Annotated in this window: 19 protein-coding genes; 10 read left to right on the plus strand and 9 right to left on the minus strand. The window is 70.8% G+C overall.

All coding sequences use genetic code 11. The features are described 5' to 3' along the window. Window positions 1–447: 447 nt before the first annotated feature. On the plus strand, window positions 448–1,029 hold the full coding sequence (locus tag VGK78_RS17145) for an allophanate hydrolase subunit 1 (RefSeq protein ID WP_331528939.1): 582 nt from the start codon (window positions 448–450) through the stop codon (window positions 1,027–1,029). Then, window positions 1,026–1,877 (plus strand): biotin-dependent carboxyltransferase family protein, encoded by an 852-nt coding sequence (locus VGK78_RS17150; RefSeq protein WP_331528940.1) that lies wholly within the window; start codon window positions 1,026–1,028, stop codon window positions 1,875–1,877. Before VGK78_RS17145 ends, VGK78_RS17150 begins: the two co-directional genes overlap by 4 nt. Here the strand turns inward: VGK78_RS17150 and VGK78_RS17155 are convergent. After that, entirely contained in the window at window positions 1,855–3,159 is a 1,305-nt protein-coding gene (locus VGK78_RS17155; RefSeq protein WP_331528941.1) for a DNA polymerase IV, read from the minus strand. The genes VGK78_RS17150 and VGK78_RS17155 overlap by 23 nt on opposite strands. A 281-nt stretch (window positions 3,160–3,440) precedes the next feature. Here VGK78_RS17155 and VGK78_RS17160 point away from each other — a divergent pair, with 281 nt between their 5' ends. Together VGK78_RS17160 and VGK78_RS17165 are read left to right on the plus strand one after the other, a co-directional pair. Further along, complete coding sequence (locus VGK78_RS17160) at window positions 3,441–4,469, plus strand: DUF4192 domain-containing protein (protein WP_331528942.1); 1,029 nt, start codon at window positions 3,441–3,443, stop codon at window positions 4,467–4,469. A gap of 61 nt (window positions 4,470–4,530) precedes the next feature. Beyond that, the gene (locus VGK78_RS17165) at window positions 4,531–5,994 is read left to right on the plus strand and encodes a glutamate--cysteine ligase (protein WP_331528943.1); all 1,464 of its coding nucleotides are present in this window, start codon (window positions 4,531–4,533) and stop codon (window positions 5,992–5,994) included. Window positions 5,995–6,021: 27 nt separating this feature from the next. On the opposite strand, the gene VGK78_RS17170 is transcribed toward VGK78_RS17165, so the two are convergent. Then, window positions 6,022–6,429, minus strand: coding sequence for a hypothetical protein (locus VGK78_RS17170; protein WP_331528944.1), 408 nt, complete (start codon window positions 6,427–6,429; stop codon window positions 6,022–6,024). Window positions 6,430–6,563: 134 nt separating this feature from the next. On the opposite strand from VGK78_RS17170, the gene VGK78_RS17175 reads away from it, so the two are divergent. The 5 genes from VGK78_RS17175 (at window position 6,564) to VGK78_RS17195 (ending at window position 11,633) form a co-directional block, all read left to right on the plus strand. Next, complete coding sequence (locus VGK78_RS17175; protein WP_331528945.1) at window positions 6,564–6,965, plus strand: universal stress protein; 402 nt, start codon at window positions 6,564–6,566, stop codon at window positions 6,963–6,965. Between the two features lie 226 nt (window positions 6,966–7,191). Next, the gene (locus tag VGK78_RS17180) at window positions 7,192–7,449 is read left to right on the plus strand and encodes a hypothetical protein (RefSeq protein WP_331528946.1); all 258 of its coding nucleotides are present in this window, start codon (window positions 7,192–7,194) and stop codon (window positions 7,447–7,449) included. Window positions 7,450–7,573: 124 nt separating this feature from the next. Next, on the plus strand, window positions 7,574–8,161 hold the full coding sequence (locus VGK78_RS17185; RefSeq protein WP_331528947.1) for an HhH-GPD-type base excision DNA repair protein: 588 nt from the start codon (window positions 7,574–7,576) through the stop codon (window positions 8,159–8,161). A gap of 154 nt (window positions 8,162–8,315) precedes the next feature. After that, window positions 8,316–9,611, plus strand: a complete 1,296-nt coding sequence (locus tag VGK78_RS17190; RefSeq protein ID WP_331528948.1) for an RNA polymerase sigma factor — start codon at window positions 8,316–8,318, stop codon at window positions 9,609–9,611. A gap of 51 nt (window positions 9,612–9,662) precedes the next feature. Continuing rightward, a complete protein-coding gene (locus VGK78_RS17195) occupies window positions 9,663–11,633 on the plus strand; it encodes a peptidoglycan recognition family protein (protein ID WP_331528949.1) in 1,971 nt (656 codons plus the stop codon). A gap of 394 nt (window positions 11,634–12,027) precedes the next feature. Here VGK78_RS17195 and VGK78_RS17200 read toward each other — a convergent pair whose 3' ends face one another. The 5 genes from VGK78_RS17200 to VGK78_RS17220 all read right to left on the minus strand — a co-directional run bounded on the left by VGK78_RS17200 (window position 12,028) and on the right by VGK78_RS17220 (window position 14,265). After that, complete coding sequence (locus tag VGK78_RS17200) at window positions 12,028–12,321, minus strand: hypothetical protein (protein WP_331528950.1); 294 nt, start codon at window positions 12,319–12,321, stop codon at window positions 12,028–12,030. After that, window positions 12,318–12,500 carry a hypothetical protein gene (locus VGK78_RS17205; protein ID WP_331528951.1) on the minus strand — a complete coding sequence of 61 codons (183 nt, stop codon included), beginning with the start codon at window positions 12,498–12,500 and terminating at the stop codon, window positions 12,318–12,320. Before VGK78_RS17205 ends, VGK78_RS17200 begins: the two co-directional genes overlap by 4 nt. Before the next feature lie 109 nt (window positions 12,501–12,609). After that, window positions 12,610–13,443 carry a DMT family transporter gene (locus tag VGK78_RS17210; RefSeq protein WP_331528952.1) on the minus strand — a complete coding sequence of 278 codons (834 nt, stop codon included), beginning with the start codon at window positions 13,441–13,443 and terminating at the stop codon, window positions 12,610–12,612. Beyond that, the gene (locus VGK78_RS17215) at window positions 13,440–13,913 is read right to left on the minus strand and encodes a DUF456 domain-containing protein (protein ID WP_331528953.1); all 474 of its coding nucleotides are present in this window, start codon (window positions 13,911–13,913) and stop codon (window positions 13,440–13,442) included. The genes VGK78_RS17210 and VGK78_RS17215 overlap by 4 nt, the downstream gene beginning before the upstream one ends. A 121-nt stretch (window positions 13,914–14,034) precedes the next feature. Next, window positions 14,035–14,265 carry a DUF7455 domain-containing protein gene (locus VGK78_RS17220; protein WP_331528954.1) on the minus strand — a complete coding sequence of 77 codons (231 nt, stop codon included), beginning with the start codon at window positions 14,263–14,265 and terminating at the stop codon, window positions 14,035–14,037. 370 nt (window positions 14,266–14,635) lie between these two features. Between VGK78_RS17220 and VGK78_RS17225 the strand changes: the two genes are divergently transcribed. Further along, window positions 14,636–16,699 (plus strand): DNA topoisomerase IV subunit B, encoded by a 2,064-nt coding sequence (locus VGK78_RS17225; protein ID WP_331529058.1) that lies wholly within the window; start codon window positions 14,636–14,638, stop codon window positions 16,697–16,699. A gap of 115 nt (window positions 16,700–16,814) precedes the next feature. Here the strand turns inward: VGK78_RS17225 and VGK78_RS17230 are convergent, their stop codons facing one another. Both VGK78_RS17230 and VGK78_RS17235 read right to left on the minus strand, forming a co-directional pair. Beyond that, window positions 16,815–17,363 (minus strand): hypothetical protein, encoded by a 549-nt coding sequence (locus VGK78_RS17230; protein ID WP_331528955.1) that lies wholly within the window; start codon window positions 17,361–17,363, stop codon window positions 16,815–16,817. Then, on the minus strand, window positions 17,363–17,614 hold the full coding sequence (locus VGK78_RS17235) for a DUF4242 domain-containing protein (protein ID WP_331528956.1): 252 nt from the start codon (window positions 17,612–17,614) through the stop codon (window positions 17,363–17,365). Before VGK78_RS17235 ends, VGK78_RS17230 begins: the two co-directional genes overlap by 1 nt. Window positions 17,615–17,786: the final 172 nt, after the last annotated feature.

The following is a 17,786-nucleotide window of genomic DNA, read 5'->3' on the forward strand; positions in this document are numbered from 1 at the left end:
GTTGTGGACGATCGGGCCGGTCCTGTGGAGGAATCGGGCGACTCTGTGGACGACACGCCGGGCACCCGAAAATGTCTGGAAATCTCCTCGCCAACCCCTTGCGCAGGTGACGCCCAGGGGCATAGAACTTCTCCTACCAACCCGCCGCTTGCGGCGGGAAGGAGCGGAGAAGAAGGAAGATCCAGATCGCGAGCTTGCTCGCGGCGTCCGGCCGGTGGCGGTCGGCGGGATCGGACGACTTCCCCGGTCGATCGGGTGCCACCGCGCGATCATCGAGGGGCTCTTGGTGCTCATACCATCGAGAGCCCCTCACCTTTTGCGCCCGCATGTCTTCGCCGGAGGCGAAGACATGCGAGGAGGCGCAAAGATCGAGGAGGCTCGGGTCCGACCGGAGCGAAGCGACGGGCGGACCGACCCGTCTCGAGATCTCATCCCGGTGGCGAGCAGATGAAGACTCTTGCATTCGGCCGAGACGCGATCCTCATCGAGGTCGCCTCGTCGGACGAGGCTGTCAGCCTCGCCACCTGGGCCCGCCACCGTGGACTCGCCCGCGACGTGGTGCCCGGCGCGGAGACGGTCCTGCTCGACGGGGTGACCGACAGAGACCGGCTGGGCGAGGTGCTGTCCGGCTGGGAGCCCACGGCCGTGGAGCCGGGCTCGCTGGTCGAGATCCCGGTGTCCTACGACGGCCCCGACCTGGACCACGTCGCCGAGCGGTGGGGCTGCAGCGTGGACGAGGTGGTGGCCAGGCACCAGGCGACGGCGTTCGTCTCGGCGTTCTGCGGGTTCGCGCCAGGGTTCGCCTACCTGACCGGGCTCGATGCCGAGGTGCCGCGCCTGGCGACGCCGCGCACCCGGGTGCCGGCCGGCTCGGTGGCGCTCGCGGGCCGGTGGTGCGGCGTCTACCCCACGGAGTCGCCCGGCGGCTGGCGGGTCATCGGCCGCACCGACGTGCCGCTCTGGGACCCGCGGCGCACGGAGCCGGCGCTGCTGGCGCCGGGCACGCGCGTGCGTTTCGTGGCGTCATGACCCTCGAGGTGCACCACGTCGGTGCCTCGGCACTGGTGCAGGACCTGGGTCGGCCGGGATGGGCCCACCTCGGCGTGCCGCGCTCCGGTGCGCTCGACGCGCCGGCGGCCGCCCTCGCCAACCGCCTGGTCGGCAACGACCCGGAGGACGCCTGCCTGGAGGTGCTGCTGGGAGGTCTCGCTGTCACGTCGGACGTCGGGGTGTGGGTCGCGGTCACCGGGGCTCCTGTCCGGCTCGAGATCGACGGCCGGCCCCGGGACTTCGGGTCCGCGGTCCGGCTGGGGCCCGGCGAGACCCTGCGGCTCGGGAGCCCGGACGTGGGGCTCCGGTCGTACGTCGCGTTCTCCGGCGGGATCGCCGTCGAACCGGTCCTGGGGTCCCGTTCGACCGACACGCTGGGCCGGGTCGGACCACCGCCGGTCCGGGCGGGCGACCGGCTCCCGCTCGGGAGCCCGGTCGGACCACCGGCCCCCGTGGACATCTCCCGGACCCCGACGGTCGGGCCGCTGCGGATCACCATCGGACCGCGTGCCGATCGAGTGGCCGGTGACGTGGTCGACCGCCTGTGCCGGACCTCGTACGCCGTGTCGCAGGACTCCGACCGGGTGGGTCTGCGGCTGGTCGGCGCCCCGCTCCCTCTCGCCCGCGACGAGGAGCTGCCCAGCGAGGGGATCGTGGCGGGATCGGTCCAGGTGCCGCCGGACGGCCGACCGCTGGTGTTCCTCGCCGACCACCCGACCACCGGCGGCTACCCCGTGGTCGCGGTCGTCGACCAGGACGACCTCTGGCAGTGCGCCCAGCTTCGCCCGGGTGACCCGGTCACGTTCAGGCAGTCCTCCAGGCGCTGAGTGCAGGGTCGTCGGTCCGAAGGGACCGCACCGGACCGGGCGGCGTCTCCGCGGTCTCGAACCGCACCGTCACGATCCCTCGGCCGGCGCCCCAGACCCAGCCGCGGCCGAGCTCGGCGTGGACCACGTCCATGCCCGGCACCCAGGCTCGCTGGTCGGGCAGATCCGGGAGTTCGTGGACGGGTTCCTCGTCGCCCTCCTCCTGGCGCTCGTCCCCGAAGAGATCGTCCTGGATCCAGTCGGCCAGCCCCGAGACGCCGACGCCCAGAAGCCGCACCCCGCCGGTGAGGTCGAGCTCACCGAGGAGGCTGCGCGCGAGGCGGGCGATCGTCGTACCGACGTCGGTCGGGGCGTTGAGGGTCGTCGAGCGCGAGAGAGTGGTGAAGTCGTGGAGGCGGACCTTGAGGGTGATGGTCCGGCCGGACAGCCCGCTCTTGCGGAGCCGCTCGGCGACGTTCAGCGCCTGCCGGCTGACCAGGCCCTCCATGAGCCGGCGGTCGGTGAGGTCGGTGTCGTAGGTGCCCTCGACGCTGACCGACTTCGTCTCCCGCTCGGGCACGACCGGTCGGTCGTCCTCGGCCCGGGCGAGCAGGGACAGCCCGTGCCCGTGGGCCTTGCCGAGCAGCCGCACCAGCTCGTCCTCACTCACGTCCTCGAGGTCCGCGACCGTGGTGATGCCGGCGCGCCGGAGACGCTCGGCGGTCGCGGGCCCCACGCCGGGGATGACGGTCACGTGCATCGGGCGCAGCAGCTCCCGCTCCGCGCCGGCGGTCACCACCACCAGACCGTCCGGCTTGTCCAGGTCGCTGGCCACCTTGGCGATGAACTTCGACGAGCCGATCCCGACCGAGGCCGTCAGCCCGCCGGTGACGTCGCGGACCCGCCGGCGCACCTCCTCGGCGAAGGCCCGCACGCTGTCGTCGTCGTACGACGGGAGCTGGGCCGGCGCGAGGTCGACGAACGCCTCGTCCAGGGAGAGCGGCTCGACCAGGGAAGAGACGTCGCGGAGCACCTCCATCACCTTCAGGCTCGTGTCCCGGTAGGCGTGGAACCGCGGGTTGAGGAACGCCGCGTGCGGGCACCGCGACCGTGCCTCCCGGGTCGACATGGCCGAGCGGACGCCGTACCTGCGCGCCTCGTACGACGCGGTGGCCACCACCCCGCGGCCGCCGACGCCCCCGACCACGACCGGCTTGCCGCGCAAGGAGGGCTTGTCGCGCTGCTCGACGGACGCGAAGAAGGCGTCGAGGTCCAGGTGCATCACCGACGCCTCCGGACGCATGGCGGCAACCTATCCGAGCGCTTCGACCGAGCTTGCGAGGCCGAAGAGGAGCGAGGAGGTTGCCCTTCGAGACGCCTCGTCCCTCGGCTCCTCAGGAACCGGAGCGTGCGGCTCGGGCCTGAACGAAGAGAAGGGCCGAGCGGCGCGTCTCGAAACCTGCGGAAGCCGGTGGCGCCCGCTGGGCCCGGTTGGTGTCCACAGACGACCCACCGGACGGCGTTCCCCACAGCCTGTCCGCGACGGGGCCCTTTCGGTCGGCGGGCGCGAGGACCGTCGTCCCCATGACCACCACCCTCACCGCCCAGAGCCCGGAGGACATCCTCGCGGCCGTGCCCGTCGTCCTCGGCTTCCACCCGCAGGACTCCCTGGTGATGCTGACGTTCGGCGCCCTCAGCTTCCACGCCCGCCTCGACCTGTCGCCTCCGGCCGACGCGGACGTCCCGGCCGGGGCCGTGGAGGCCCTCCTGGCGCCGAGCCGCCGACACGGGGTCGACCGCGTGGTCTTCGTGGTCTACTCCGACGACAGTGATCTCGCCGCCCGGCTCGCGGCCGCTCTGGTGCCGGCGTTCGTCGCCGACGGGATCGGAGTCGTCGACGTGCTGCGTGCCCACCGCGGTCAGTGGTGCAGCGTCCCGATCCGCGCCGGCGCGCGCGAGTCGCCGCCCCGACCGTTCGATGACACACACCATCCGTTCAGCGCGCAGGCGGTCTTCGAGGGGCGGGTGACGCTCGGCAGCCGCGAGGAGCTGCGAGCGACCCTGGAGCCAGACGTCGAGCGGCGCGCGCGATGGGCCGCGCTGGTCGAGGACCTACCCGCGCCGGGCCCGGCGGAGGTCGCGCGGGCGAACGCACTCGTCGCCGGCTGGGTCGAGTCGGGTGCCGACCCCGACGATGCCGGTGCGGCCGCGGTGCTCCGGGCGGTGTCCCGGCTCGACGTACGCGACACCGCGCTGTACGCCGTCACCCGAGACACGGTGCGCGACCACCTCAGGGTCTGGGTGTCGTTGCTCCGCGGTGCCCCCGATGCGCAGGTGCCCGACACCGCAGCAGTCACGGCCTTCTGCGCCTGGCAGTCCGGCCAGGGCGCCCTGGCCTGGTGTGCACTCGACCGCTGCTTCGAGGTCGATCCCGAGCACCGGCTCGGGACCTGCCTGGCCGAGTGCCTGGTGCGTGCCGTGCCGCCGTCCGCCTGGGAGGAGGGAGGACCGTCCGACCCCGCGGAGCCGGAACGAACGACCGGAGCAGACGGCGCAGCGCGCGTGCGTGCCAGCCAGTTCCCGCACGACGAGCTGCATCGGGACAGCGCCTGACGTCGGTCGGGCCGAGACGCGGACGCTTCCCACGACCCGGGTGCGTCTCTAGGGTGACCGCATGGGGGAGGACGTCGACGCCCAAGAGTTCTCCAGGGCCGACCGCACGCGCTACCGCGAGAAGGTCCACCGCTGTCTCGACGTGTTCGAGAGGATGCTGAGCGAGCACCAGTTCCACACCGACGACCCGATGACCGGGTTGGAGGTCGAGCTGAACCTCGTCGACGAGCAGGGTGACCCCGCCCTGAAGAACGCCGAGGCGCTGACCGCGATCGCCGACCCCGCCTTCCAGACCGAGCTGGGCCAGTTCAACATCGAGATCAACGTGCCGCCGGCGTGGTTGCGTGAGTCGGGGTTGGCGGCCTTCGAGGCCAACCTGCGCCGGTCGCTGAACGCCGCCGAGTCGCGGTCGTCCGAGGTGGGCGCCCATCAGGTGATGATCGGGATCCTCCCGACGCTCGCCGCCGGCCATCTGAGCCCGTCCCACATGAGCGCCAACCCGCGGTACCGGCTGCTCAGCGAGCAGATACTGACCGCGCGGGGCGAGGACATCCGGATCGACATCACCGGGCCGGAGCGGCTGATCACCACCGCCGACTCGATCCTGCCCGAGGCCGCCTGCACCAGTACCCAGTTCCACGTGCAGACTTCGCCGGAGCAGTTCGCGTCGTACTGGAACGCCTCGCAGGCGATCTCGTCGGTGCAGCTCGCGATCGGCGCCAACTCGCCGTATTGCCTCGGCAAGGAGCTGTGGCGCGAGACGCGCATCCCGTTGTTCGAGCAGGCCGCCGACACCCGCAGCGAGGAGCTCAAGGCGCAGGGGGTGCGGCCGCGCGTGTGGTTCGGCGAGCGCTGGATCAACTCTGTCTTCGATCTCTTCGAGGAGAACGTCCGTTACTTCCCGGCCCTGCTCCCGATCACCTCCGACGAGGACCCCGTCGCGGTGCTCGAGGAGGGAAAGGCGCCGTCGCTGAGCGAGCTGCGGCTGCACAACGGCACCATCTACCGGTGGAACCGGCCGGTCTACGACATCGCCGACGGTGCTCCTCACCTCCGCGTGGAGAACCGCGTGCTGCCGGCGGGGCCGACGGTCGCGGACCTGGTCGCCAACGCCGCCTTCTACTTCGGGCTGGTCCGCCACCTCGCGGAGAGCGACCGCCCGTTGTGGTCGCAGATGTCGTTCCAGGCGGCGGAGGAGAACTTCGAGATCGCCGCCGAGGACGGCATCGACGCCGTCGTCTACTGGCCGGGACTGGGTGAGGTGAAGGCGACCGAGCTCGTGCTCCGGCGTCTCCTGCCGCTGGCGCACGCAGGCCTCGAGGCCTGGGGCGTCGGTGCCGACGAGCGCGACCGGTTGCTGGGGATCATCGAGCAGCGGTGCTTGCTCGGCGTGAACGGCGCGAGCTGGTTCGTCGACCGGATCCACCGGCGGTCCCGGGAGGACCGGTACGACGCGTTGCGGTCGACGCTGCTGGAGTATCGCGAGCGGATGCACAGCAACGAGCCCGTCCACACCTGGGACTGACCGCGGTCCGCGACGGATCGCCGACCCTCAACGCTGCCGGATCCGCTTCCACTCCTGCCGCAGCCCGGAGCGCGGGTCGGCCCAGCCGTGCCGCGTGACGACGACGTACCCGACATCGGTACCGCGCTCGGCCGCCGCGGCCAGGGTCGGACCCAACCAAGCCGCGTCGACGTCCTGCATGCCCAGCGGACCTGATCGGGTCACCCACACCCAGGGCGGGTCACGACGCTCCCGGAGCGCGGCGCCGACGATCTCGGTCCGCAGACCGTGGTCCCAGGCGGGGTCGTCGGCGACGGTCGTCACGGCACCGCCGGGCACCCCGACGTGCAGGCTCGGCGCGACGTGGCGACGGTGATCGGTCCGCGCCAGCGTCAGCACGGCCACTCGCAGCAGGCGCCGGTCCGCCAGGGGGAGAGGTTCGCGCAGCACCGGCATCCCGCCAGCCTGCCCGACGTGACGATCGCGCGGCGTCGTCCTCCACAAGGACGCGCACGGCCGGGCCGGCGGCGTTGGGATAGGTTGCCGGGGTACGGGGCCCGAGGAACGTGCGATGGACCCGAGGAGGACCCATGGGAGCGGTGGTCGTGGGCTACGTGCCCAAGCCGGAGGGGGAGGCGGCGGTCACTCAGGGCATCGCCGAGGCCAAGCTCCGTGACGCGAAGCTGATCGTGGTGAACTCCCATCGCGGTGGCCGTGAGTTCGACGACGCCGCCTCGGCCCGCTCCGCGAAGACCCTCGGCGCGCTCGAGCAGAAGCTGAAGGAGTCGGGCCTCGAGTACGACGTCCGCCAGCTGGTCCGCGGGTTCGAGCCCGCCGAGGACCTGATCGGCATCGCCGAGGACTCCGGCGCCGAGCTGATCGTGATCGGCCTGCGTCGCCGCACGCCGGTCGGCAAGCTGATCCTGGGCAGCAACGCCCAGCGCATCCTGCTCGACGCCCCCTGCCCGGTGCTCGCGGTCAAGGTCGACTGATCAGCCGCTCGCCGAGACCGGATGACGACCATCGGGACGGCCCGAGACGTGGCTGGTCATCCTCCGCGGGAACCGCGGGTCAGGAAGACCACCGTGGACCGGGGCGCTCCGGGCTGCCCGGCCGCGTGGCGAAAGTGGAGTTCGTGCCCCAGGACGTCGTACGCCGTGAGGTTCTGGGGGTGCACGACATTGCTGGGAACCCGAGTGTCCACTGCTGGGTGCGATGGTGCGCTTCGCGCTGGGTCGCGGGTGCCCCGTGGTCCTCGAGGGGATCTTCCACTCGCCGACGTACGGGGCGATGCTGACCGGTCTCGCGGACGACCATGGCGGTGTGACGCTCGGCTTCGTCCGGGACCTGACCTTCGAGGAGCCCCTGCGCCGTCATGAGTCGCGAGAGGACGGCGTCGACCACGGGGAGGCCGAGATGCGCCGCTGGTGGCTCGGGAGCGCGCTCGTCGACGGTTTGGACGAACGTTTGTGCTAGGCCCCTGTATCGGTGGACGCGGCGGTCGCGACGATCCTGGCCGACGCAGGGTGGACCTGACGAGAGCGGGAGTCTGGGAAGCCGGCCGGGTGAGCGGTCATGCTGTCTGAGGCAGGATGACCTCATGAGCATCCACATCACGGGCGACCCCCACGCCGACCAGGTCCTCTCCGACAGTCCGTTCGCGCTCCTCGTCGGGATGATGCTGGACCAGCAGTACCCGATGGAGCACGCGTTCCGGGGGCCGGCCAAGGTGCTCGAGCGGTTCGGCAACATCGAGCCGGGAGCGATCGCGGCGGCGGACCCTGCGGAGTTCAAGGCGCTGTGCTCGACGCCGCCGGCGATCCATCGGTTCCCGGGGTCGATGGCCGAGCGGTTGCAGACCCTCGCGGCGATCGTGACGGAGAAGTACGACGGCCACGCCGAGCGGCTGTGGACCGAGGCGACGAGTGGGGCGGACCTGCTGAAGCGGCTGATGGAGCTGCCGGGGTTCGGCAAGCAGAAGGCGCAGATCTTCACCGCGCTGCTGGCCAAGCAGCTCGACGTACGCCCGGACGGATGGGAGCAGGCCGTGGGCGACTACGCTCTCGACGGCTACCGGTCCGTTGCAGACGTGACCGACCCGGCGTCGCTGCAGAAGGTCCGCGACCACAAGCAGCAGCAGAAGGCACAGGCGAAGGCACAAGCCAGGACCGCGCAGGCGACTGCCTGAGCGCCGGGCTCTTCCGCGTCACGGCCGGGGGAGAGGGCCGTCCCAGGGATGCCCGCCGCTTCGGTGTGGTGACCAGGCCCATGGCAGAATGAGGACGCGGCTCTTGACCAAACCGGGCCTTGCCGCGCCCAGACAGTCCTGACGAGAGGTGTTCGTGTCCTCGACCGCGCGTAAGAAGACGACGACGAGCCAGACGAAGACGGCGTCAAAGGCGCCGACCAAGAAGGCGGCGGCCACGAAGACCAGTCCCAGGAAGTCGGCTCCGGCCGCCAAGAAGACGACGGCCAAGAAGGCAGCCCCCGCCGAGAAGGCGGCGGCGCGCGAGGCCGAGGCGGGGGCCAACTCGGCCGAGGCCGTGACCCTCGACGACGTCGAGGTCGGCCCCGACGGCAAGAAGGTGCTGCCGGACATCTCCGACGAGCAGTTCGAGCAGGACGTTGCGAGCGACCCCTCCATCGAGGAGGACGAGAAAGAGGCGACCTTCGTCGTCTCCGACGCCGACGACACCGGTGAGCCCGAGCAGCAGGTGATGGTTGCCGGCGCGACCGCCGACCCGGTCAAGGACTACCTGAAGCAGATCGGCAAGGTCCCGCTGCTGAACGCCGAGATGGAGGTCGAGCTCGCCAAGCGGATCGAGGCCGGCCTCTTCAGCGAGGAGAAGCTCGGCAAGGGCGGCAAGCTCTCGGTCAAGCTCGAGGAGGAGCTCGAGTGGATCGCGGAGGACGGCCGGCGGGCGAAGAACCACCTGCTCGAGGCCAACCTGCGCCTCGTCGTCAGCCTGGCCAAGCGCTACACCGGGCGCGGCATGCTCTTCCTCGACCTGATCCAGGAGGGCAACCTCGGCCTGATCCGGGCGGTCGAGAAATTCGACTACACCAAGGGCTACAAGTTCTCGACGTACGCCACCTGGTGGATCCGGCAGGCGATCACCCGGGCGATGGCCGACCAGGCGCGCACCATCCGCATCCCGGTGCACATGGTCGAGGTGATCAACAAGCTCGCCCGCGTCCAGCGGCAGATGCTCCAGGACCTCGGCCGCGAGCCCACTCCCGAGGAGCTCGCCAAGGAGCTCGACATGACGCCCGAGAAGGTCGTCGAGGTCCAGAAGTACGGCCGCGAGCCGATCTCGCTGCACACACCGCTCGGTGAGGACGGCGACAGCGAGTTCGGCGACCTGATCGAGGACTCCGAGGCGATCGTCCCGGCCGACGCGGTCAGCTTCACCCTGCTGCAGGAGCAGCTGCACGCCGTCCTCGACACGCTCTCCGAGCGCGAGGCCGGCGTGGTGAGCATGCGGTTCGGCCTCACCGACGGCCAGCCCAAGACGCTGGACGAGATCGGCAAGGTGTACGGCGTGACGCGCGAGCGGATCCGCCAGATCGAGAGCAAGACCATGTCGAAGCTGCGTCACCCGAGCCGTTCCCAGGTGCTGCGCGACTACCTGGACTGACGTGAAGTCCAGGGATTAGGGTCGAGCGGTCTTCGACTCTCGGGAGGACTCGTGTCATCACGTTCCTGCACGCGCTCGCTCGGAGCCATCTCCGCGGCGGGCGCTCTCGTCTCCGGCATCCTGATCGCCACCACCTCGCCCGCTCCGGCGGAGCACTCCGGACCGGGCGGCCGCTGGCAGTCCTGTCTGACCGGGACCTCCGATCGCCAGGCGGTCTTCAGCCGCGCGGCAGCCGCGAGCGGCGTGCCCCGGGCGGTCCTGCTCGGGGTCTCCTACATGGAGTCCCGCTGGGACGACCACGCCGGTGCACCCAGCACCGCGGGGGGCTACGGCCCGATGCACCTCACCCACGTCATCGCTTCGTCGCCGCAGTCGGCGCCCGACCGGCTCGGCAAGGGTGACGGGGGCCGGGAGCCGCGCCTGCCGTCCTACGCCGACGCGTCGCCGCTGTCCACGGCCCAGGCTCGCACACTCGACCGGGCGGCGACCCTGACCGGTCTGTCGGCGTCGAGCCTGCGCACCGACCCCGTCGCCAACATCTGCGCCGGGGCCGCGCTGCTCGCGAGCTACCACCACGGGGCGACGACCGGACTGGACTCCTGGAGCGCAGCGGTCGGCCGCTACAGCACCGCGAGCGACCAGCCCACGGCCCTGCGCTTCACGCGCGAGGTGTACGCCGTCATCCGGTCCGGTGCGGCGCGCACCACCAACGACGGGCAACGAGTCCGTCTCGCCGCCCACCCCGGGGCGCGGGTCGACGTGGCACAGGTGCGTTCCCTCGGGCTCACGACCCCGGAGGACGACCCGCGGATGGACTGTCCGAGCTCGCTCGGCTGCGAGTGGGTGCCGGCGCCGTACCAGAAGTACGGCGACAGCCCCGGCGCCTACGGCAACCACGACCTCGCCGACCGGCCGCACGACCTGAAGATCGACGACATCGTCATCCACGACACGGAGGCCTCCTGGGACACCACGCTGCAGCTGGTCCAGGACCCGACGTACCTCGGCTGGCACTACTCGATCCGCTCCTCCGACGGCCAGATCGCGGCGCACATGGACCCGAAGGACGTCGGCTGGCACGCCGGCAACTGGTACGTGAACATGCACTCGATCGGCGTCGAGCACGAGGGCTTCGCCGCCCAGGGCGGGACCTGGTACACCGAGTCGCTCTACGAGAGCTCCGCGGCGTTGGTGAGCCACCTCGCGCACGAGTACAACGTGCCGATCGACCGGGCGCACATCATCGGGCACGACCAGGTCCCCGGCATCACCCCGGCCTACGTCGCCGGCATGCACTGGGACCCGGGCCCGTACTGGGACTGGGAGCACTACATGGCGCTCCTCGGGAGTCCGATCACCGCTGACAAGCACGCCGACGGAGACCTGGTGACGGTCAAGCCCGGGTTCGTCGACAACCAGCAGCAGGTGACCGGTTGCGACCCGGACGGGACCTGCCCCGCCCAGGGCACGAACTTCGTCTACCTGCACCAGAGCCCGTCCACCGACTCGCCGCTCGTGACCGACATCGGTCTCCACCCGGACGGGTCGCCCTCGACCACCGAGGTCGCCGACATCGGCGCGCGCGCGGCGGCGGGCCAGCAGCTCGACGTGGCCGGGCGGTCGGGCGACTGGCTCGGTGTGTGGTGGCTCGGCGAGGAGGGCTGGATCTACGACCCGGCGTCACACCCGAGCGTCGTGCCGTCGTCCGGTCGCGTCGTCGTGGCGGCGGGTGACCAGGCCGTGCCGGTGTACGGGCGTGCCTACCCCGAGGAGTCGGCGTACCCCTCGCAGATCCCGTACCAGACGGTCACGCCACTGCAGTACTCGATCCGACCCGGTCAGTCCTACGTGCTGGCCGACGACGACCTGCAGACCGACTACTACTACGCCAAGACGTTCCGATGCGCGGGCGTGGCGCTGGACTGCACCGACGTGGTCGGGCAGGACCAGTACTACGAGATCTGGTTCGGACACCGGATCGCCTACGTCAGGGCGGCGGACGTGAGGATCACCGGCGGCTGAGGCGTCGCCCCGCCGATCGGGACGAGGGGATCGGGATATAGAGGAAGCCCGCCGGCGTCTCGGGTCACCGGCGGGCTTCGTCCCCAGTGTAGGCAGGTCGTGCGTCACCGGAAAAGGGTCGCGGTGTGAGACGGGCCATTCGGATGAGGGCGCGGTGACCTAGGTCCCAGCGGTCTGGTACGTCGGGGCCAAGGCCCCCGCGCGCCCCGGGCGAAGGGGCGCACGGGGGACGAGGTCGGTCGTCGCACGAGGAGGGTTCACCCGGTGGGTGGTCCGACGACTCGACTCCCGGTCCCGAGGGGACCCTCCGTACGTTCGCGCCGCACGGAGCGGTCCGGTCAGCGGCGGTCATGTCCTGCGGGCGCCCCATGCGCGGCCGCAGAACCGGCCGCCGTCAGCCTGTGGCTTCCTCGTACGCCGCCAGCAGCGTCAGCGCGAGGGCCTCCGCACCGGCCAGGGTCAGGCCACCGTCGGTGGTGACGTAGACCTGGGGCTCGGTGTCGACGGCGAGCCCGTCAGCGTCTGTCGCCGAGGTGTGCCGGATCTCCCAGCCCTCTCCGGACCGTGGGTCGCTCCAGTGCATCGCTCGGCCCTCCCATCGGAGCTCGCGCAGGTGGGTGCTCTGGGTGACGCTGCACCATGCGGGGCAGACGACGCCGGTGACAGATGCCGTGTTCAGGGTGGTCATGACACGCTCCGCAGGGCCTCCACGGGAGCGGCGATGCGCCACTTGAAGCCGTCGAGACGGGTGCGCAGGCCGGTCATGTCCCGGCCGTCCGCCGCGAGCGCGGCCGTGAGCTCGATACGAGCCGTCAGGCACTCCTCACAGGGACAACCCGGAGCACCATGGCGGGGGGATGTACTCATGGTTTTCGCCTCCTCTGTGAGGAGAGACGCGGCTCACATCACCCCGTGACGGCAAAATCCTGGCCGATTTCGAAGATTTTCCTTGCGGCTCCCGTACGCCGCGGCCCGGTCAGCCCATCGCGACCAGGACCACGGCCGCACCACACAGCCCGAGCCCCCAGGCCTGGGTCCGGTGGACGTGCTCACGCAGCACGAACGAGGCCAGGACCACGGTGAACGCCGGGTAGAGCGAGATCAGCACGGCGGAGACGCTGAGCAGCCCGTGCTGCGTGGCCAGCAGGAACGCGGTGGTCGCCAGACCGCCGAGGACGCCGGCAGCGACGCCTCCCCATGCCGGCGCGGTGCGCGGCAGCCAGGTCGCTCCGAGCAGCCCGGCCGCCACGGCGATCACCGCGATGCTGACCAGCTGGTTTAGGACGAGGGGCCAGAAGCCGGCAGCGTCCGGCACCTGGCCGAGGCAGGTGAACAAGGCGCCGAAGCCGAGGCCCGCCAGCACGCCGTCCCGAGCGCCCGATGCCGCACCCGGCTGCTGGGCGTCCGGCTCCCGCGCCACCAGCCAGATCGCCGGGAGAGCCGCGACGATGCCCAGCCAGACCAGCGGCCCCGGTCGCTCACCGGTGACGATCCCGACGACCACCGGCAGGGCGACCGCGATCACGCCGCTGACCGGCGCCACCACCCCCATCCGTCCCGAGGCGAGGCCGCGGTACAGGAACGCCGTACCCGTGCCGTTGCCGACGCCGGCCACGGCACCCCAGGCGAGATCGGCCGTCCCGGGACTCCCCGGGTTGGCCAGAGCCAGCACCGTCGCACAGACGGTGCCTCCGACGCCGGCCGTGGCGGCAACCGCCCACGGGCTGGCCCGCTTCCCGAACACCCCGCCGAGGAAGTCCGAGACGCCGTACGAGGCGGCGCCCAGCAGCGCCAGCAGGACCGCGATCACGTGACGACCACGCCCACGGCCCAGACGACCGTGGCGACCAGAGCGGCCAGCAGCTCGATCAGGATGCTGGCCCCGACCGCGCGGAGGGCGGCCTTGGTGGACGTCCACGCACCGTCGCCACCCAGGCGTACGCGCTCGGCGACGTAGACGCCCAGCGGAAAGCCGGCCAGGGCGCCCACGACGGGGATCACGAAGAACCCGACGACGGCGCCCAGAGCTCCGACGAGGAGGGTGCGGGTGGGCACGGTCGCCTTCAGTCGACGTCCGGGAACGGCGTACTTGACCACGGCGCCGACGACCAGGCAGGCGGCGGCGACCGCGAACACGACCCAGCCGCCCGTCGTACCCTCCTCGAACGCCCAGATCACGATGCCGAGGGCAACCAGCAGCGTGCCGGGGAGGACCGGGACGACGATGCCGGCCAGGCCCGCCGCCACGAGGAGCGCGCAGACGATCACCGTGCCGGTCATGGCCCGAAGCCTGGCACACGCGGCGGACGGACCCGGAAACGGCGGAGGCCCCGGACCGCAGTGGTCCGGGGCCCCCGTCAGGGCTCACTCAGATGTCTGGGAGCCCCTGGTCAGAATGCCGTCAGTGCTCCTCGTCGGGAGCGATGGCGGGCGTGTTGCGAAGCTTGTCGGTCTCGTCGGTGACGTGCGCGGCGATCTCGCGGAGCTTGTCGCCGTGCTCGCGAGCATGGTGGGCGCAGAAGAGCAGCTCACCACCGGACTGGAGCTCGACCCGGAGGTAGGCCTGGGCTCCGCAACGGTCGCAGCGGTCCGCGGCGCTCAGCGCGGAGCTCGGGGCAACTGCAGTGGTCACATCGGCCTCATTTCTGGTTCGTTCAGTGCCGGTTCCAACGTAGCCGGAGAGGTGAAGATTCCCTCGACCCCCCGGTCCCCACGTGTCGTCCGACACGTGATCCCATCACGTCCAGGAGTCTCGGGAGCGACGTTTTCCACTCCCCGGAACGCCGTGGTCGTGACCTCGAAATCTGTGCTGTTGAGTGTGACGCTTCGTGCGCTGCTTCGGTTCAAAATGCCGGAATCGACAAAGGAATCTTGTCCGGTTCGTGATGTCGCCACGGTAGAGCAGCGCCCCTGTCCACACCGGCAGCGTGCCTGCGCCGGGGCCCGGCGTGTCGCGGGTAGGGTCGAGGTCCCGACGAGCACGACCGCCGCAGGAGAACACGATCGCCGACAACACCTACAACGCAGCGCACCTCCTCGTCCTCGAGGGGCTCGAGGCGGTGCGCAAGCGCCCGGGCATGTACATCGGGTCGACCGATACCCGCGGCCTCATGCACTGCCTGTGGGAGATCATCGACAACGGCGTCGACGAGGCCTTGGCCGGCGCCTGCGACCTGATCGAGGTGACCCTGCACCCTGACGGCTCGGCCGAGGTGCACGACCACGGTCGCGGCATCCCGGTGGACAAGGAGCCCAAGACCGGGCTCCCGGGCGTCGAGGTGGTCTTCACCAAGCTGCACGCGGGCGGCAAGTTCGGCGGGTCGTCGTACGTCGCGACCGGCGGCCTGCACGGCGTGGGTGCCTCCGTCGTCAACGCCCTGTCGGCCCGGCTCGACGTCGACGTGGACCGCACCCCGTCCCAGCAGGGGATGAGCTTCCGGCGCGGCGTGCCCGGCGTGTTCGACGGCGACGGCCCGACCGCGTCGTTCACGCAGAAGTCCGGGCTCAGCCGCAAGGGTGGCCGGGTCTCGAAGACCCGCACCGGCACCCGCATCCGGTTCTGGCCCGACCGGCAGACCTTCACCAAGGACGCCGAGTTCGAGTGGGAGGGACTGATCGGGCGCGCCCGCCAGACGTCGTTCATCGTGCCGGGCCTCGAGCTGGTGATCCGCGACCTGCGCGGCGACCAGCCCGTGGAGGAGAAGTTCCGGCACGACGGGGGGATCGCGGAGTTCACCGAGTTCCTCGCCCACGACGAGAAGGTCACCGACATCCTGCGGCTGCAGGGCACCGACACGTTCACCGAGACGGTTCCCCTGCTCGACGACAAGGGGCACATGACCCCGCAGGAGGTCGAGCGCGAGCTGGGGGTCGACATCGCCATCCGCTGGGGCACCGGCTACGACAGCGAGATGCGGTCCTACGTCAACGTGATCGCCACCCCGAAGGGCGGCACCCATGTCTCGGGCTTCGAGTCCGCGCTCACCAAGACGTTCAACGAGGTGATGCGGGCGACCAAGGCGCTCAGGGTCAACGACGACAACGTCATCAAGGACGATGTGATGGAGGGGATGACCGCCGTCGTCACGGTCCGGTTGGCGGAGCCACAGTTCGAGGGCCAGACCAAGGAGATCCTCGGCACCCCCGCCGTGCGCTCGGTGGTCAGCAAGGTCGTGTCGGCGGAGCTGAAGAAGTTCCTGACCTCGACCAAGCGCGACCAGAAGGCTCAGGCCAGGCTGCTGATGGAGAAGGTGGTCGGGGCGTCCAAGACCCGGCTCGCCGCACGTCAGCAGCGCGACACCCAGCGCCGCAAGAACGCCCTGGAGTCGTCGGCGCTGCCCGCCAAGCTCGCCGACTGCCGGGCCACCGACAACGAGCGCACCGAGCTGTTCATCGTCGAGGGCGACTCGGCGCTCGGCACCGCCAAGCTGGCCCGCAACTCCGAGTTCCAGGCACTCCTCCCGATCCGCGGCAAGATCCTCAACGTGCAGAAGGCGTCGGTCGGCGACATGCTGAAGAACGCCGAGTGCGCCTCGATCATCCAGGTCGTGGGAGCCGGGTCCGGCCGCACCTTCGACCTCGAGGCCCGCCGCTACGGCCGGATCATCTTCATGGCCGACGCCGACTCCGACGGCGCCCACATCCGGTGCCTGCTGGCCACCCTCTTCTTCAAGTACATGCCTGACCTGATCGCCGACGGCCGCGTTTACTCCGCCGTGCCGCCCCTGCACCGGATCGAGCTGACCAACCCCAAGAAGGGGATGGACAAGTACGTCTACACCTACTCCGACCCCGAGCTGCAGCGGAAGCTCGCCGAGCTGGCCAAGAAGAGCCTGCGCTGGAAGGACCCCGTGCAGCGCTACAAGGGGCTCGGCGAGATGGACGCCAAGCAGCTGGCCGAGACCACCATGGACCCGCGCCACCGCACCCTGCGCCGGATCACCGTCGACGACGCCGAGGACGCCTCGGAGGTCTTCGAGCTGCTGATGGGCTCCGACGTCGCGCCGCGCAAGGAGTTCCTCGTCCAGGGGGCGTACGACGTCGACGTCGAGGCGCTCGACGCCTGATCACGTCTGATCCGGTGAGGCCGTCGCCGCGTGATCCGCGGCCATGACGCCGGACCGCCGGACTCCCTGTGGCCAGGTGTCCGGCGGCGCAGCGATCCCCCCGGAGAGCCAGAGGTCACGGGCAGCTGATCTTCGGATTCCACATCTGGTACGTGCCCGTAGGGTTGTGGTCCCAGGCCCACACGTGCAGCGACCAGAAGCCGGTCGGGCCGAGGAAACGGTTGTTGGGCGGGGTGTACATGAAGCCCACGCCGTTGAGGAAGGGTTGAGGTACGTCGCCGTTCGGGTCGGGGACGAGGTACTCCATCCCGGCGAAGCGGACGCCGCCACCGGCGGTCGGGGCATAGATCAGGGCGGCCGGCTCCAGCGGGTCGGTCGAGCCGATGTTGGCGCCGTTGACCCAGTGGTAGCCCATCCCGCCCATCGACGGGGTATCGGTGTCCTCGATGCAGGTCAACCCGTTCACGTCCTGGAACAGACCGCTCCAGCCGGCGGCCTGCGCGGCCGCGAGGCTGTGGTACGGCGCGGTCGCAGCCCGGATGTCCGCGAGCTGCTTGCCCGCCGTCGGGGAGGCCGGTGAGGCAGCGGCGGAGGCGTACGCCCCACCAGCGCCGGCGAGAGCGAGGCACGCGGAGGCCGCGGCCAGCGAGAGTCGCCGGTTCATCACGATCCCTCCTTGACCTCGTGGACCTCGTCGGCGACGAGTCCGTGTGCCTCCCGGTGGACGGTGTTCGCGGCGTCCGGCGAGGGCGCCTCGACGAGGCAGAAGATGGTGTTGTTGACCTCGTCCACCCAGTAGCGCTGGTAGTTCACGTCGTACTTGTCCTGGATCTGGAGGTCGGCCATGTGGGCCTTGGCGACGTCGTCGGCGTTGACCGGGCCGTCGATGTGGTGCACGTCCATGTAGAGCGGCATCGGCTGTCTCCTTCGATTCGTCGGTCGGGTTCGACCGTGACCAGAACGCTAGGAACACCGAGGCCGGGCGTCATCGGGCAAACTACCCAGGTTCTCGAGGACGACCTGCCCAACTTTCCCGGTCCGCGACGCAACGGTCATCCGGCAGGGTCCTCCTGGCCAGGGGAGCTGC

The sequence above is a fragment of the Nocardioides sp. genome, from assembly GCF_036503465.1.
GTDB lineage: Bacteria > Actinomycetota > Actinomycetes > Propionibacteriales > Nocardioidaceae > Nocardioides.